Source organism: Pectobacterium carotovorum, from assembly GCF_033898505.1.
In the GTDB taxonomy this organism is placed as follows: Bacteria; Pseudomonadota; Gammaproteobacteria; order Enterobacterales; family Enterobacteriaceae; genus Pectobacterium; species Pectobacterium carotovorum_J.
In genome coordinates this window covers 2,129,377-2,146,326 of sequence record NZ_JAXAFK010000001.1, presented here as the reverse complement: position 1 = coordinate 2,146,326, position 16,950 = coordinate 2,129,377, and the positions used below count along the sequence as shown (strand labels likewise).

The 16,950-nt window shown below is 50.0% G+C and carries 15 protein-coding genes; 5 read left to right on the top strand and 10 right to left on the bottom strand.

The genetic code is table 11. The features are described from left to right. The first annotated feature begins 451 nt into the window (after positions 1 to 451). Positions 452 to 2,116, top strand: coding sequence for a methyl-accepting chemotaxis protein (locus R9X49_RS09505; RefSeq protein ID WP_319848152.1), 1,665 nt, complete (start codon positions 452 to 454; stop codon positions 2,114 to 2,116). A 131-nt stretch (positions 2,117 to 2,247) separates the two neighbouring features. Here R9X49_RS09505 and R9X49_RS09500 read toward each other — a convergent pair whose 3' ends face one another. Next, positions 2,248 to 3,771 carry a PepSY-associated TM helix domain-containing protein gene (locus R9X49_RS09500; RefSeq protein WP_319848151.1) on the bottom strand — a complete coding sequence of 508 codons (1,524 nt, stop codon included), beginning with the start codon at positions 3,769 to 3,771 and terminating at the stop codon, positions 2,248 to 2,250. A 101-nt stretch (positions 3,772 to 3,872) separates the two neighbouring features. After that, complete coding sequence (locus R9X49_RS09495; RefSeq protein ID WP_319848149.1) at positions 3,873 to 4,340, bottom strand: DUF2946 domain-containing protein; 468 nt, start codon at positions 4,338 to 4,340, stop codon at positions 3,873 to 3,875. Between the two features lie 442 nt (positions 4,341 to 4,782). Between R9X49_RS09495 and R9X49_RS09490 the strand changes: the two genes are divergently transcribed. Continuing rightward, entirely contained in the window at positions 4,783 to 6,285 is a 1,503-nt protein-coding gene (locus R9X49_RS09490) for a glucan biosynthesis protein G (RefSeq protein ID WP_319848628.1), read from the top strand. After that, the gene (gene mdoH / locus R9X49_RS09485; RefSeq protein WP_319848148.1) at positions 6,278 to 8,842 is read left to right on the top strand and encodes a glucans biosynthesis glucosyltransferase MdoH; all 2,565 of its coding nucleotides are present in this window, start codon (positions 6,278 to 6,280) and stop codon (positions 8,840 to 8,842) included. Before R9X49_RS09490 ends, mdoH begins: the two co-directional genes overlap by 8 nt. Before the next feature lie 114 nt (positions 8,843 to 8,956). On the opposite strand, the gene R9X49_RS09480 is transcribed toward mdoH, so the two are convergent. Next, the gene (locus tag R9X49_RS09480; RefSeq protein WP_319848146.1) at positions 8,957 to 9,877 is read right to left on the bottom strand and encodes a Kdo(2)-lipid IV(A) acyltransferase; all 921 of its coding nucleotides are present in this window, start codon (positions 9,875 to 9,877) and stop codon (positions 8,957 to 8,959) included. A gap of 258 nt (positions 9,878 to 10,135) precedes the next feature. Next, positions 10,136 to 11,230: an NADH:flavin oxidoreductase/NADH oxidase gene (locus R9X49_RS09475; RefSeq protein WP_319848145.1), complete on the bottom strand. Its 1,095-nt coding sequence runs from the start codon at positions 11,228 to 11,230 to the stop codon at positions 10,136 to 10,138. 235 nt (positions 11,231 to 11,465) lie between these two features. Here R9X49_RS09475 and R9X49_RS09470 point away from each other — a divergent pair, with 235 nt between their 5' ends. After that, a complete protein-coding gene (locus tag R9X49_RS09470) occupies positions 11,466 to 12,533 on the top strand; it encodes a rhodanese-related sulfurtransferase (protein ID WP_319848143.1) in 1,068 nt (355 codons plus the stop codon). Between the two features lie 76 nt (positions 12,534 to 12,609). Here the strand turns inward: R9X49_RS09470 and R9X49_RS09465 are convergent, their stop codons facing one another. The 6 genes from R9X49_RS09465 to pyrC form a co-directional block, all read right to left on the bottom strand. Beyond that, the gene (locus R9X49_RS09465) at positions 12,610 to 13,185 is read right to left on the bottom strand and encodes a YceI family protein (RefSeq protein WP_161503050.1); all 576 of its coding nucleotides are present in this window, start codon (positions 13,183 to 13,185) and stop codon (positions 12,610 to 12,612) included. A 29-nt stretch (positions 13,186 to 13,214) separates the two neighbouring features. Continuing rightward, a complete protein-coding gene (locus tag R9X49_RS09460; RefSeq protein WP_010276123.1) occupies positions 13,215 to 13,769 on the bottom strand; it encodes a cytochrome b in 555 nt (184 codons plus the stop codon). A gap of 440 nt (positions 13,770 to 14,209) precedes the next feature. Continuing rightward, positions 14,210 to 14,464 carry a biofilm formation regulator BssS gene (bssS, locus tag R9X49_RS09455; protein WP_005970542.1) on the bottom strand — a complete coding sequence of 85 codons (255 nt, stop codon included), beginning with the start codon at positions 14,462 to 14,464 and terminating at the stop codon, positions 14,210 to 14,212. A 238-nt stretch (positions 14,465 to 14,702) separates the two neighbouring features. After that, positions 14,703 to 14,960, bottom strand: coding sequence for a hypothetical protein (locus tag R9X49_RS09450; RefSeq protein WP_319848142.1), 258 nt, complete (start codon positions 14,958 to 14,960; stop codon positions 14,703 to 14,705). An 88-nt stretch (positions 14,961 to 15,048) separates the two neighbouring features. After that, complete coding sequence (gene dinI, locus R9X49_RS09445) at positions 15,049 to 15,288, bottom strand: DNA damage-inducible protein I (RefSeq protein WP_263057608.1); 240 nt, start codon at positions 15,286 to 15,288, stop codon at positions 15,049 to 15,051. Positions 15,289 to 15,394: 106 nt separating this feature from the next. Next, entirely contained in the window at positions 15,395 to 16,438 is a 1,044-nt protein-coding gene (pyrC, locus tag R9X49_RS09440; protein WP_319848140.1) for a dihydroorotase, read from the bottom strand. A gap of 184 nt (positions 16,439 to 16,622) precedes the next feature. On the opposite strand from pyrC, the gene R9X49_RS09435 reads away from it, so the two are divergent. Continuing rightward, positions 16,623 to 16,910 carry a putative quinol monooxygenase gene (locus R9X49_RS09435; protein WP_319848139.1) on the top strand — a complete coding sequence of 96 codons (288 nt, stop codon included), beginning with the start codon at positions 16,623 to 16,625 and terminating at the stop codon, positions 16,908 to 16,910. The last annotated feature ends 40 nt before the right edge of the window (positions 16,911 to 16,950 follow it).

Below are 16,950 nucleotides of genomic sequence, written 5' to 3'. Positions count from 1 at the left end.
GCCGATACCGCCTTCGGCGTCAGGAAAATTTGTTCTGCTGTGTATTTGTTTCTTGCCGCTGCTATTAAACCATAATTTTAGTGACGGTAATTCTCCTGAGTTTAACGCGATAGGGGAATGTAACAAGTCATTTCATGGTACGGGAAAATGCGGTGAAAGATGAGGTGTAAAGGATGACGTTTTTTCGACTGCCAGCATGTGTAGAGGTCTGGTATCGCGCGCCGTATCTGGTTAGACCAATTCGACCGTGCCACCATGAATATGGTTTGATAAGCATGTTTACCTACATATTGTTTATGTTTCTCACCAGGGCATATAAATGATCTGTCCAGAGATGTGTATTTTTTGTTATGAAAAAGAGTATTGGAGCTATCTGTATTTATTGAATAAATATTAATTTTTTAATTACATATTTTTATACGGATAGAGAAAATTAATTAAGGAGATGTTAATGAGTTTATCCAACTGGCGTATAGGATATCGATTAGGGGCAGGGTTTTCTTTTCTGGTATTGATGCTTTTGGTAATCGGCAGCGTTGCTATTTCAAAATTAAGTGACTTTCACGAAAAGATGGATGAGATTGTTTCGCAAAATTATCCACTGACCGTCAAAAGTAATAAGTTAATTGATGAGCTGAATGGCTACCTCAATAATCAGCAACTGTTGCTATTGCTTAAATCAGAAAGTGAAATCAATAAACAGTTGGCGCTGAACAAAGAGCGTTCAGGGAAAATATCTGAACTCATGGAGTATCTGAACCAGTCCGTCAATGACGATAAATCTGTTGCGGTACTGCGTGATATTGGCGACATTCGACGCGATTTCCTTGGTTCAGCGAACAAACTCTCTTCACTGATCTCGGCAGGGAACACGGAAGCCGCTGCCGAAGAATACTTCAACGTCACGCGTGTTACTCAGGCAAAATACACCAGCAAGGTCAACGAATTCATCGATATACAGGATGATAAGATGTCATCCTCCGCGCAAGCGGTGGGAGAAAGCTATAAAAACGCGCTGATGGTTCTCGCCACGATCATTATCATCAGTGCACTGGCTGGGTTGATTATTGCCTCACTGATTACCCGCAGCGTAACCCAGCCGCTACAGGAAGCGCTGGGTGTTGCCGAAAATGTCGCGAAAGGCGATCTGACCTCTGAGATTTATACCGATCGTAAAGATGAAACCGGTCAGCTGTTATCCGCCTTGCACAATATGAACAGCAGCCTACGGCAGATTGTCAGCCAGGTGCGTGATGGTGCAGAAACGATCTCCAGCGCCGCATCGCAAATTGCAGCAGGGAATCAGGATTTATCTGCCAGAACGGAAGAGCAGGCAAGCTCGCTGGAAGAAACGGCGTCATCGATGGAACAGCTGACGTCGACGATCAGAAATACTGCCGATAATACGACGCAGGCGACAGATCTTGCGGCCAGCGCGTCTGAAACAGTGAAGAAAAGCGGTGCCATGATGGAAACGGTAACGCAGGAAATGCGCGGTATCCGTGATTCGTCACAGCGTATGGCGGAAATTATCGGCGTGATTGATGGCATTGCATTCCAAACTAACATTCTGGCGCTGAATGCGGCCGTTGAAGCGGCGCGTGCCGGTGAACAGGGCAGAGGATTTGCCGTTGTCGCCAGTGAGGTTCGCGCACTGGCTCAGCGAAGCGCTACGGCGGCAAAAGAAATCAAAGAGTTGATCGATGACTCGTTCAAGAAAGTGCAGGATGGCATGGGTCTGGTAGAAGAAACTGGCGTGACGATGAACTCGCTGGTGACGAATGTGCAGGGCGTTACGGGAATCATCAGCGAAATTGCGCAGGCTAGCCGTGAGCAAAGCGATGGCATCAACCAGATAAACCTGGCTGTTGGACAGATTGATACGACAACCCAGCAAAACGCCGCGCTGGTTGAAGAATCCGCCGCTGCCGCGCTCTCTTTGCAGGATCAGGCAAATAGCCTCGCGCGTACGGTCAGCGTATTCAATCTTGGCTCATCGTACAAAAGTGCGGCGTTAAATAGAAAAACAGAAACGCCAGCGCTGGCTGCACCTAAAAATAGCCGTGCAGAAAAAACCGCCGCCAAAGGTGAGTTAGCAGACTGGACTACGTTCTAACGTCTGCCGTTAACCTGTATTGCTGATTGACCGCCATGGTGTTGCACAAACAAATGGTGTTGCACAAACAAATTGTGTCGCACAATGGCGGTTTTTTATTGCCGTTTTGAACGATGATGCCAGTTTAGCAATCAGCTTTTGACAATAGTCTGCTTGGGATGAGTCCTATACCACCGAACCGTATCAATCAGCAGGAAGACGAGCAGGCTGATCCCCATGACTGGTAAACTCACCGCCAGTAGCAGCGTGATAAGCGCAATAAGCACACGCTGAAAGACAGGAACTGCTAACAATGCCGCTGTCAGCGTGTTGACCGGATTCGCGCCATGACGAGATTTTGGACGGCGTATCCACCACATCCGATAGCCCCACACGATCATCGCACAGAGCCCAAGCCCAAACGCCGCGAGTATAAGCTGGTTTGGCAACCCGAATAGCACGCCCATATGCGCATCCACGCCCCAACGAGTGAGCTTGGCGGCCAGTGGGAAGGTGCTGAAATCAGTTTTGTCTACAATCTCCAGCGTATCAGGATTTACCGACACGGCATCAACCTGCGTTGGCCAGGCGCGGTCGATCTCACTGACGGTCCAGGCGCGGTGCGGTTGAGTGGCGGGACGAATTTCGATTTTATTGGCATCAGTCCCGGCATGACGTGCAGCGGCCAGCACCTCGTCAAATAACGCGGGTGAAGAAGCGTCGACATTTCCCATCGGCATTGACGCATGGTGTTCTGCGTGCTCATCCGTAGCCATCGCCATATCGTGACCGTGCATCATGTCGTGATGAGACATGGGGGCAGGCAACTGAGTTTTCACCGATGGGGTTTGCCATCCTAGCGCGGTGCGGGCGACAGAAATGTTGCTTCCTGCCCACTGTGACCAGGTTAACCCCGTCGCGGAGAAAAAGAGCAAGCCAAGCACCAGGCTTAGCCCCATCGTGGCATGCCAGTGACGCAGGCGCTGCGTCCTCGCTGCCGTTGTCTGGCTATTTTTCAATTTCCGCCGTTTGGACGCTGACGACAGATGGCGGGTGGACCACCAGATGACTATACCGCCTAGCGCCGCAACCCACAGCCAGGATGCCGCCAGCTCGCTGTAATTGCGCCCGACATCGCCTAACAATAGCCCGCGGTGCAGGTAATCAAGCCAGGTACGGAATGGCAGGATGCCGCTGGTGCCGTAAACAATCTCACTGCCGCGATTTTCCAGCGAAACGGGATCGATGAAAACGGCGCGACTTTCCGATGGCCCGAGTTCCGGTAAGGCAAACATCACGCGGGTGGTTTCTCCGGCGGCAGGTGCAGGGCGTATTGCCAGTAATTTTGCATCCTGGTGGTGAGTGAGCCCCGCCTGTGCGGCACGAATTTGTTCAGCCAGCGAATGCGGCGTGCCCTGACTTTCGGTAAACAACTGGTGTGAATACAGCCGATTTTCAATCTGCGGCGTCAGGACATACAGCGTTCCTGTCAGGGCTGCGATAAAAATAAAAGGACCGACAAAAATACCGATATAGAAATGCAGCCGGATGAACAGCGCTACGATCGCGGCACGTGGCGATACGTTGTCTATCACGTGTTGAGCCGACGCGGTTTCCCCGGCTGAGCGCGTACCGGAGGCAGCAGCAGTGGCTGATGCCTGATTAGGGTGTGACATAAAACCCTCTGAAATCATTTAGCAAAAAAATGATCAAACGCCACACCTGAAAGGGTATAGCGCGATGCGTTATAAATGCACATGAGCATGATGATGCAGATTCAGAAAGGTGGGGCGCGCACTACTGGGGAAGCGTAACGTTCGGGAAGGACAATACGGGAGATAAAATGAATAACCAGCGCTTCAGATAAAGACGCGGTCAGTATGGGGTTGAGAGATCCTGCTGCGAATAGCGCTGGCGTATACGAAAAGAGTACGCAGTAACCGCAAGCGGCATGATCCATCATCATCGACGGCGATGAAGGAGAATGGTGTGATGGCGTTGCGTGGTGCCCGGACATCGCGTGTCCGGTATGCGGTTGCTCCGCTAGACTGCCGCTGTGGCTGGTGTGCGCTGTTGCACTATTGTCATGGCGCTCATCTTCATGATGTCCATGTTCATGAACGCGATGCTCACGCTCGTGAAGCACCCGTGTTTGTGAAATCACTGGAGCAACGAAGATGGTCAAAATAGCGAAGATGCCGACCCAGGCTGGGAAACTTCGCCGTCGTAGCGCGGACAAAAGCATAGCAGTCTTAATTCAACAATACCGGGTTCAGTCAGGGAGTGTACTTTACTTGTCCCTGCATTGTTACACAAATGTTTATACCGATAGACTTTAGGCAACATGTGAACCGATACCAATATTCGTTCCCGTGCCGATCGGTGGCGAGCCAGAAGATTGCACGGGCGTAAACGGAATAATCCTACGCACGCACCGGTCGATATTCGCTATAGTCCGTGGCTGTTTTCCACTTTTACAACCCGGTTTATCATGCTTTAGCGTTCTCGTTGTTTAAACGCTGACCTATTATGATGAACAATATCTTTATCAAGTTGTCGGAAAGCTAACTTATCCATTAATATGGATTTTAGTTGATTGAAGCACACGAACAGGGGGAGCTGTGCTGGATAATAAATTTGGGTTTAAACAGCGGGTTGCTAGCCTTCGCTGGCTGTCCGCCGCCGTTATGCTGTCTGTAAGCGCAGTGCCAGCTTGGGCATTCTCTATTGATGATGTGGCACAGCAGGCTGAAAAGCTGGCTGGAAAAGGTTTTGAAGCGCCGAAAAGTAATCTTCCTGCGCAATTCCGTGATATGAAATTTGCGGACTACCAGCAAATTCGTTTCAATAACGACAAATCATACTGGAATAATGTACAGACGCCTTTCAAACTCCAGTTTTACCATCAGGGCATGTATTTCGATACCCCGGTGAAAATTAATGAAGTGACGGCGACAACGGTTGATGAGATTAAATACTCTCCTGAGTATTTTGATTTTGGTTCCGTCAACCACGATCCTGAAACGGTTAAAAATCTCGGCTTTGCAGGTTTTAAAGTTCTCTATCCGATCAATAAAGCCGATAAGAACGATGAAATTGTCAGTATGCTGGGTGCCAGCTATTTCCGTGTGGTAGGTAAAGGCCAGATTTATGGCTTATCTGCGCGTGGTTTGGCGATCGATACGGCGTTGCCTTCTGGTGAAGAGTTCCCGCGTTTCCGTGAGTTCTGGATTGAACGTCCAAAACCAAATGATAAACACCTGGTGATTTATGCGCTGTTGGATTCTCCACGTGCCGCAGGAGCTTACCGGTTTACCGTTTATCCAGGGCGTGACAGCGTCGTAGACGTTCAGGCTAAAGTCTTCCTGCGCGATAAAGTGGGCAAGCTGGGTATCGCTCCGCTGACCAGTATGTATCTGTTTGGGCCGAACCAGCCGTCTCCGACGCTGAACTACCGCCCAGCGCTCAATGACTCTAACGGTCTGTCAATTCATGCTGGTAATGGCGAATGGATTTGGCGTCCGCTGAATAATCCTAAGCACCTGTCCGTGAGCACCTACGCGGTAGAAAATCCGAAAGGGTTTGGTCTGCTGCAACGCGGTCGTGATTTTGCTGCCTACGAAGATCTTGACGATCGTTACGATCTGCGTCCAAGCGGCTGGGTTGAACCGAAAGGCGAGTGGGGTAAAGGAAAAGTTGAGCTGGTTGAAATCCCTACCGCGGATGAAACCAACGACAACATCGTTGCCTTCTGGACGCCTGATGTGTTGCCAGAAACGGGCAAACCGCTGGATATTAAATATCGTCTGCACTTTACGCGCGACGAAGATCAACTGCATTCCCCGAACATTGCCTATGTTCAACAGACTCGCCGCTCTGCCGGTGATGTTAAACAATCTAACCTGATCCGCCAGCCTGACGGCACGATCGCTTACATTGTGGATTTTGTTGGACCGAATTTAAAAGAGCTGGATGAGAGCACGCCGGTCGCATCTCAGGTCAGCATTGGCGACAACGGCGAGATTGTAGAAAATAATGTTCGCTATAACCCGGTCACTCATGGCTGGCGTCTGACGCTGCGGTTGCGTGTGAAAGATGCGAAACAGCCGACTGAAATGAGAGCTGCGTTGGTTAATGGCGAGACGACATTGACTGAAACCTGGAGCAATCAGCTGCCTGCTAATGAATAAGTCAACTTCTTCTCTCGATTATATTGAGAAACTACCTCTGCCTGCCGAGCAGGCAGAGGTTCTTCGCGAAAAATTACCGCAAGCGGCCTGGAACGATCAGGCCGTTTTGCATCAGACCTTATCTGAAAATAGCCAGTCTGAAAGTCATCAGGTTAATGTTCAGGCCGAAGACGATGTTGCGCTGCATTCCGTGCAGGCACGTCTTGAAATGGCCTGGGAAGATGGCCTGGACAACGGTAAGCAACTCGGCACTGACAGAGAAGGGCGGACGGCATTAAAAGCAATGCCTGTTATTACCCGCGCTTCTATGTTCCCGGACGTCTGGCGGACGAATCCGTTGGTTCGCTGGTGGGAAAGCCTGTTGGGCCGTACTGTGCCACCTCGCCCTCATTACAGCCCGGAAGAGAAAATTTCCGAAAACCGCTGGCGTCTGGTGGGAACAATCCGCCGCTATATTCTGCTGGCGTTAACGCTGTTCCAGACCGCGATCGCAACCTGGTACATGAAAACCATCCTGCCTTATCAGGGATGGGCGCTCATCGATCCGTTTGAAATGGCGGGTCAACCGTGGACGCGCTCGCTAATGCAGCTGCTTCCTTATGTGCTGCAAAGCGGCATACTGGTTCTGTTTGCGGTGTTGTTCTGCTGGGTGTCTGCTGGGTTCTGGACCGCATTAATGGGGTTCCTGCAACTGCTGATTGGTCGAGATAAATACAGCATCTCTTCCACGACGGTGGGTAATGAACCGCTGAATCCAGAGCACCGCACGGCGTTAATCATGCCGATTTGTAACGAAGACGTAGAACGCGTGTTTGCGGGACTGCGTGCGACGTATGAATCAGTAGAAGCGACGGGCAATCTTGAGCATTTTGATATTTACGTCCTGAGTGACAGTAACGATCCCGATATCTGCGTGGCAGAGCAAAAAGCCTGGATGGAGCTGTGCCGTGATGTCGGCGGAGCAGGGCGCATTTTCTATCGCCGTCGCCGTCGCCGCGTTAAACGTAAAAGCGGCAATATCGATGATTTCTGCCGCCGCTGGGGCAACCAGTACAGCTACATGGTCATTCTGGATGCCGATAGCGTCATGAGCGGTGAATGCTTGACGTCTTTGGTCAGGCTGATGGAAGCGAACCCGAACGCTGGTATCATCCAGTCCTCGCCGAAAGCGTCAGGCATGGATACGCTGTATGCGCGCTGTCAGCAGTTTGCGACGCGTGTTTACGGCCCGCTGTTCACCGCTGGCCTGCACTTCTGGCAACTGGGTGAGTCACATTACTGGGGACATAACGCGATTATCCGCGTGAAGCCGTTCATCGAGCACTGTGCTTTGGCACCGCTGCCGGGTGAAGGGTCGTTCGCTGGTGCGATTCTTTCTCACGACTTCGTCGAAGCGGCGCTGATGCGCCGTGCAGGATGGGGCGTGTGGATCGCCTACGATCTGCCGGGAAGTTATGAAGAGCTGCCGCCTAACCTGCTGGATGAGTTGAAACGTGACCGCCGCTGGTGCCATGGCAACCTGATGAACTTCCGTTTGTTCCTGGTCAAAGGTATGCATCCGGTTCACCGCGCTGTTTTCCTTACCGGTGTAATGTCTTATCTGTCGGCACCGCTGTGGTTTATGTTCCTGATGCTCTCTACGGCGTTGCAGGTTGTGCATACGCTTATGGAACCCCAGTACTTCCTGCAGCCCCGGCAGCTGTTCCCCGTCTGGCCACAGTGGCGGCCAGAATTGGCTATCGCACTGTTCTCGACGACGTTGGTCTTGCTGTTCTTGCCAAAACTGTTGAGCGTGATTCTGGTGTGGGCGAAAGGCGCAAAAGAGTACGGTGGCGCTTTCCGAGTATTTCTTTCATTGCTGCTGGAAATGCTGTTCTCGGTCCTGCTGGCACCGGTTCGTATGCTGTTCCACACGGTGTTTGTTGTTAGTGCGTTTCTCGGCTGGTCGGTGCAGTGGAATTCTCCGCAGCGTGACGACGATGCAACTCCGTGGAGCGAAGCGTTTGTGCGCCATGGTTCCCAGTTGATTCTGGGGCTGGTCTGGGCGATTGGTATGGCATGGTTGGATCTGCGCTTCCTGTGGTGGCTGGCTCCAATTGTCTTCTCGCTGATTTTGTCGCCGTTTGTTTCGGTTTACTCAAGCCGCGCGTCATTGGGGCTGGGCTGTAAACGTGCCAAGCTGCTGATGATACCGGAAGAGTTCAATCCGCCGCGTGAACTGGTCGCAACCGATGAATATTGCCGACTGAACCATCAGCGTAGACTGGATAGCGGGTTTATACAGGCCGTCTTCGATCCGTCAGTTAATGCCCTTGCCAGCGCAATGGCGACGGCGCGCCATCGCTTCAGTCGAGCGATTGAGGACGTGCGTGAGAAGAATGTGCGTGAGGCCTTGAGTCGCAAGCCGGAAGAGGTGAGCAATAATCAGCGTCTGGCACTGCTTAGCGATCCTGTGACGATATCGCGTTTGCACTACCATGTGTGGCAAAAACCGGAAGCGTATGCTGCGTGGGTTGAGTCTTACCAGAAACTTCCCGCACCTCATATCAAAAGCTAACGTCGCGTTGGCGTGAAAGATAAAGCAACGGCGATTAATCGCCGTTGCTTTTTTTTCGTCTGTCACAAGGTACCGCAGTTCCTGCAATGAGCAACCGGTACAGAAAGGCGTTCGTTAATAAAGGGACGGTTCACCTTCTGGGCGGGTTTTGAAACGGCGGTGCAGCCACATATATTGGTCCCGTGCGAGCAGAATATTCTGTTCAACGACGTTGTTCATCCAAACGGCAGTCGCGGTTTCGTTATCTACAGGTGCATCCTGTTCCGCAGGTTGGATCAGCAGCTCATAGCCTTTTCCGTCAGGCAGACGACGTGGAACAAAAGGAACGACGGCAGGGCGTGCGGCCTTTATCAGCATATAGCTACCGCGGGTTGTTGCCGCTTTATCTACGGCAAACAGAGGGGCGAATACGCTGCTTTGTGGGCCGTAATCATGATCGGGCGCATACCAGATGATCTCTCCCTGCTTGAGTGCGCGGATCATCCCTTTGAGATCTTTACGATCCAGCATGGATTTATTGGACCGCATTCTTCCCCACGTCTGTAGCCAGTCAATCAGCTTGTTATCATTCGGGCGGTACACCCCGATCCCCGGATTGTGTATGCCAAAGATGCGAGCACCCAATTCCAGCGTCAGGAAATGCAGACCAATGAGCAGCACGCCTTGTTGCTTTTCCAATACAGGGCGAATATGTTCAAGGCCGGTCACCGTAAACCAGCGCTCGATACGCCAGTTTGGCCAAAACCAGGCCATACCGGTTTCAATCACACCCATGCCGACAGATTCAAAATTTTTTCTGACTAATGCTTCACGCTCAGCCAGAGGCATTTCGGGGAAACACAGTTCAAGGTTACGGGCGGCAACGTTGACGCGTTTTGGCAACAGGCGCATAGCTAAATGGCCAAGCGCGATCCCGATACGATACAGAACGGGATAGGGAAGCAACACGATAAGGTAAAGGATGCCGATGCCCACCCAGGTGAGCCAGTAGCGCGGATGTAGCAATGAACGATTAAAAGAAGGGATTTGTGTCATGGCCTCAGTATCAATATTTTGGTGCGGATCAGCACGCGAACCGTTAAAAAAAGAGTTAATGGTTAACTGCAAGATAGATTATTGCGGCGCTTTGCCAATAACACAAATCACCACCGCGTTATTGACTGATTTTTATGCAAAAAACGGCCGTAATCGTATCATTTTCAGCGAATGAGTTTTAACCTTTGGTGGCATGACGCGTGGCGAGGTAGAGACGTGGCGACCCAGATAGGATCGCCTGACACAGCGTATTTACCGCTATTGCTTGAAAATGCCTCTGGCGTAGCGTGGTTCACTACGCCAGTACTGTGCGGGTGCAGATACCTGCGCGCCTAGTCTGGCAGCCGCATGCCATGGCCAACGGGGATCGAAGAGGATGGCGCGAGCCAGCCCGATAGCATCTGCTTCGCCGGTTGCGACGATCGCTTCTGCCTGCTCCGGTTCGGTTATCAGCCCAACGGCGATGGTGGTGATGCCAACCTCTTGTTTAATCCGCTGCGCATACGGTACCTGATAATTAGGCGCAGGATGGATTTGTTGCAACGGCGACAGACCGCCACTGGATACGTGGATGAAATCACAGCCTAATTCGTGCAGCACTTTACTAAGCTGTACAGACTGCTCCAGATCCCAACCGCCCTCAACGCCATCTGTCGCAGAAATGCGCACGCCAACGGCTTTATGCGCAGGGAAAACATCGCGTATTGCGCGGTAAATCTCAACGACCAGACGCATCCGGTTCTGAAGCGATCCTCCATAGTTATCCGTGCGATGATTTGTCAGCGGTGAAAGGAACTGGTGCAGCAGATAGCCGTGAGCGGCGTGAATTTCTATCAGGTCAAAGCCCAGACGATCCGCGCGTTTAGCAGAGTCAACGAACGAACCAATTAACGTGCGGATCTGCTGTTCTGACATAGCCAGCGGTGCTGCATCGCTGGCGTTGTAAGGGAGAGCGGATGGTGCAATAGTCTGCCAGCCTCCCTGCTCCGGACGCAAAAATGCTCGTCCGCTCCACGGAACGCCCGTTGAGGCTTTGCGACCTGCGTGCCCCAGTTGTATGCCGAGCGGCATGGCAGAATAAGTTTTGACCGCGTTAACTGCACCAGCAAGGGCCTGTTCTGTCGCGTTATCCCACAAGCCAAGGTCGCGTGGGGAAATCCGGCCTTCTGGCGAAACGGCAGTAGCTTCGATGATAAGCAGTCCCGCCCCGGAATGTGACAGGTTACCTAAATGCATCGTATGCCAGGCTGTCGCCTTGCCGTCCTCAGCCGAATACTGACACATGGGGGCGATGATGATTCGGTTGGGCAGTTCGAGTTTACCAAGAGATACGGGGGAGAAAAGCTGACTCATAATGACAGATCCTTCGATGATGATACTTCATGAAAGCAAAAATGAATCCCAGAGGTCATGGGGTTACGGTAAGGTCATAGATTTACGGTAGATCACTCTTTGGCGTCGCGCTATTCATTTCATGCCCTGACAGCCTCAACGCTATCAGGTATGATGCCGGGCGATTCAATATGTCGAGCAATGGCTCGATGATGAACGTCACACGCTAACCTCAATGAAGACAGGAACGTACACCATGCCAGTGTTACATAACCGGATTTCTAATGAGGAACTGAAGGCGCGTATGCTTGCGGAAACCGAGCCGCGTACCACAGTTTCCTTCTATAAATATTTCACCATTGATGATCCAAAAGCCTTTCGCGATAGTCTGTATATTCAGCTTGAGCAATGTAAGGTCTTCGGTCGCATTTATATTGCGACTGAGGGGATTAACGCACAAATCAGCGTGCCCAATAATCAGTTCGAGGCCTTTAAGGCGGTATTGTTCAGTGCGCACCCGGCGCTCGATCAGATTCGCTTAAATATCGCTCTGGAAGATGACGGGAAATCGTTCTGGGTATTGCGTATGAAAGTACGTGAACGGATTGTCGCTGATGGGATTGACGATCCGACATTTAACCCAGCGAATGTCGGGCAATATCTGAAAGCCGATCAGGTTAATGCGATGGCTGACGATCCTGACACCGTGTTCGTCGATATGCGTAACCATTACGAATATGAAGTCGGGCACTTCGAGAATGCGCTGGAAGTGCCGTCAGATACGTTTCGTGAGCAGCTGCCGATGGCGGTTGAAATGCTGGATGAAGCGCGCGACAAAAATATTGTCATGTACTGCACGGGCGGTATTCGCTGCGAGAAGGCGAGCGCCTACATGTTGCACCACGGCTTTAAGAACGTGTATCACGTCGAGGGCGGTATTATTGAATATACACGCCAGGCTAAAGCTCAGGGGCTACCGCTGAAGTTTATCGGCAAGAATTTCGTGTTTGATGAACGAATGGGAGAACGCATTTCCGATGACGTCATTGCGCATTGCCATCAGTGTGGGGCGTCGTGTGATAGCCACACTAACTGCCGTAATGAAGGGTGCCATCTTCTGTTTATCCAGTGTCCTGCCTGCGCCGCAAAATACGAAGGCTGCTGTAGCACGCAGTGTCAGGATGAAATGAAGCTGCCGCTGGAAGCGCAAAGAGCGATACGCAGCGGGCGTGAAAATGGAATGAAGATCTTCAATAAATCCAAAGGATTATTGCAGTCAACGTTGCACATTCCGGCTCCCGTCGCGAAAGACAAGGCCGAATAATTAGCGGCTAATCGCGTAATATGAAAAAGCCCTTTCCAAAGGAAAGGGCTTTTTGCTGTCAATGCGTGGTGTCGCCTTATTTCTGGCGAACGCCTTCAACGGCAATAATCAGTTCTACATCCTGCGAAGCTGGACCTAAATCGGTCGTAATGTTGAAGTCCTTCAGCTTGATAGTGCCTTCGGCTTGAAATCCTGCACGATAGTTACCCCACGGGTCATCGCCCTGACCGATGAGTTTGGCATCGAGCTTAACAGGCTTGGTGACGCCATTTAAGGTCAGGTTGCCGGTAATATCGTAATCTTCGCCGTCTTTCTTCACTTCAGTGGACGTAAACGTTGCCTGCGGATGCTTGGTAACGTTTAAAAATTCTGCGCTGCGAAGGTGCTTGTCACGCTCAGCGTGGTTAGTGTCAACGCTGTTGGTGTTTATAGTGACATTCACTTTATCCGCTGATGGGTTTTTCTCATCAAAGGTAAAGGCGCCATCGAAGTCGTTAAAGCTGCCGTAAAGCCAGCTGTAACCGAGGTGTTTAATGCGGAATTCAATAAACGCGTGCTGGCCTTCTTTATCGAACTTGTACTCTGCTGCCAGTGCAGAACCGGCAGAGGCAAGCATGGATACTGCGGTCAGGCTCAGTAGTGTTTTCTTCAGCATTGGTATTTCTCCATAAATCCAGAAAGTTAAGGAACGTTGCGACCCAACATCCGTTTCAACGTGTTATCACCATCTATAAAGTGGTGTTTTAATGCGGCTAAACCGTGCAGCGCTGATAAGGCAACCACCGCCCATGCAAGATAAAGATGCACGTCGCCTGCTATATCGGCCTGATCCGTCAAGCCGCTGACAATGGCCGGAACAGAAAACCAGCCAAAAACTGAGATGGAATGCCCTTCGGCAGTGGAAATGAGATATCCACTAATAAGAATGGCGAAAAGAATGACATAAAGCGCAATATGAGCCAGCGTCGCGCTGACGCGGGTCAATGTGGAGTAGCTTTTTAACGGTGGAGGAGGGGGAGAAATAAAACGCCACACCACGCGAAAAATTAAGATGGCGAAGAACAGTACGCCAATTGCCTTATGGATTTCTGGGGCACGGTGATACCAAATATTGTAGTACCCTAATGTGACCATCCATAGGCCTAAAGCAAACATGCCATAAACGGTTAACGCTGCAATCCAGTGCAAAAGAATGCTGATATGGCCATAACGAGAAGAGGTATTACGCCAAAGCATGGTGATAGCTCCTTATCAGATCGGTAACATGTCAATCCGGCGAAAATTTAACAGGAAGAAACATAAAATCAATATAAACTTTCAGATTGTAACATTATCATAAACATGAGCAGTTTTTTTGAATTTAAATTCATAATTTATTCAGTTTGGTTATGGAAGTTCTTTAATAGAAATAGATATTTCTGATATCTGTCTTCAGGTGAGAATGAATAAAGATGGCAGAGGAATAAATGAGCCGTGCTGCAAAGAGACTCTATTAGTTGAATAATGATGCAGTAGGTGATTATTAGTATAAAGGCAGGCGAGCAGGAATTAATTTATTGATGGATATAAAAGAAATGAGAATAGCCCTAAAATAACAACACCGCCTTATTGGCGGTGTTGTTATTTTAAGCAAAACTGATGGGTATTGAATATAATATTAATAACGTTATCAATTACTAATGTTTTCGATAATCACTGACGTCACAGTCTGTTGATTCGATTTTTGCAATACCGGCTTCGAGTATGTGTATCAGCTGCCGTGCAACATCGGTCGTTAGCCAAAGCGTCCGGTCTACATGTGCTTCATCTGGTGCTTGATCCGAGGTGGATAAGTAGTGTAAACGGATCATCATGGCGTCATAACTGTCAACGGTGCTGATGTCCCAACCTACAAGAGGATGTGTCTGAATAACTTCATTTTTTCTATCCATAAATACCCCTTATTGACTAGTTACTAACATGAGTGACTAACGAGGCTTCAGGTGGCTCATTATTTTTAAATGAGCATTATCAGTATACTGCTGCTTATTTAATTTATGGGAAATATTTTCAGTTTTTCGTAAAAAATATTACACAGGCGGTATGGGAAGGGTAAGCGATACGTCAGATAAAATATCGGGACGAATAGGCTTTCATCCCGAAGGTGTGGTTAGCAGGAGCGGCAGAACATTATTCCACGCCAGATCCCGCGTTTTTCTCTAATGCGGCAGCAAGTCGGGCAAGGTATTTTTTCATCGCTGGATCTCGATTCTCATTTTGAGATTCGAGCGTCAGATTATGAACCATCAGTGTGTTCGCTTTCTCATCGAGGCAGAATGCCAGAGACGAAAAGGCGAGTTCCAGAGCATCGAGCTTGCGTTGTTGCTCGCCAATCAGCTCCAGCAGTTCCCCGAATGTCATTGCCTCTTCTGGTTTTTCTACCGTCATAACAGATACCCTCGGTCATAGCACATGGCGAAATGCCGCTTTAAACTGCCATTACAGCCTATATCTTCGTTATCTTTCAAGCTTTAGATTACTCTGCCGTAAACCAGTCGTCGGCGCTTTCCCACGTTTCCTGCAAGATTTCGGAGATACGATCTTTGTCATCTTTGCCTGCACCCATGACCGTCAGGTTATTTGCGGATGCATAACGAACCTGAATAGGCGTATCGGGGTAAATTTTGTGAATACGCTTTTCCAGCTCGTGCCTGAGTGCTTCAATCGCACCGGCGGGTAAAGGCGTTGTTTTTGCAAGAGTGATTTCTACGCGCATGGTGACCTCCAAATTTTAAACTGTTTATTTATACAGTTATTGCAAGTGGAGAACAAGACGCGCAATAAAATTTAGCCCATCGACATAATGCGGATGGGCTTGTCGATTAACGGACTGACCAGTTAAGGCTTTGTCCAGCCAGGAAGGGGATTAGCGACTCGTCGCCAAGAGAGATCTCTTCTGGGAATGTGACCGTTTCACGGTAAAGCTCAATCCAACTGTCGTTCACTGGCAGACCATAAAAACGTGGGCCGTTCAGCGAGCAGAATGCTTCGAGTTTATCAAGTGCGTTCATTTCTTCGAAAACAGTGGCGTATGTACTTAATGCCGCCTGGGCATTGAACACGCCGGCGCAGCCACAGCTGGACTCTTTTCTGTGCTTTGCGTGGGGTGCTGAGTCAGTGCCGAGGAAAAGACGGTCACAGCCGCTGGCTACCGCTTCACGTAGCGCCTGCTGATGCGTATTGCGTTTTAAGATAGGCAGGCAATACAGGTGGGGGCGAACGCCGCCAACCAGCATATGGTTGCGGTTAAACATCAGGTGCTGCGGTGTAATGGTTGCAGCGAGATAATCATTACCTTCAACAACATACTGCGCGGCTTCTTTTGTCGTAATGTGCTCAAGGACGACCTTCAGCTCAGGAAACTGTCGGCGCAATGGCTCCAGCACCGTTTCGATGAAGCGTGCTTCCCGATCGAAAATATCAACGGCAGCATCGGTAACTTCGCCGTGGATGAGCAGCGGCATACCCATTTTTTGCATTTTCTCCAGAATACCGGAGATATTGGCGATGCTGGTAACCCCATGGCTGGAGTTCGTTGTGGCGTTGGCCGGGTATAATTTGGCAGCGGTAAAAACGCCTTGCTCAAAGCCATTCACGATTTCATTGGCATCAAGCGCATCGGTCAGATAGCACGTCATCAGCGGATGAAAATTATCGCCCTGCGGAACCGCGGCTAAAATACGTTGACGATACGCGATAGCGCTGGCCACGCTGGTAATCGGCGGCGTCAGGTTAGGCATAACAATCGCACGGCCAAAGAAACGGCTGGTATAGGGGAGAACGGTTTCCAGCATCCGATCGTCACGCAGGTGAATGTGCCAATCGTCAGGGCGACGGATTTTAAGAATAGTGGGCTGTGCGGTCATGGAATTGCGCTCCGGCGGTCAGTAGAAAAACATCGTCTTTCGGTTGGTTTTGGGACTGATACGGCGGGGGATAAGGATAAGCGTAAAGCCATTCGAATGCATCCGTTTGTTGATGAATGCTTGAAATTAACCTTGGATTGGCATCTGATAGCACTATCTTTTCATTGATAAATAAGGGATGTATATGGAAATTCGTATTGTCGCCACCATTCAGGCAAAAGCAGAGTTCATTGCAGACGTCACCGCAACGCTAAAACGCGTGGTGGCACCTAGCCGACAGGAAGCGGGTAATGTGCAGTACGATCTGCATGAAGTCGTAGATAAAGCCGGTTCGTTTGTGTTCTTCGAACGCTGGAAAGATCGAGAGGCTTTGACATCACATGAGCAGAGCGAGCACTTCCAGAATTTGTTGACTGAACTGGATGGTAAAACGGACAGTGTAGATATCAAGCTATTGAGTTTTTTAGGCTAACAACAGTTTGTACATAAAAAAACACCCGCCAATTGGCGGG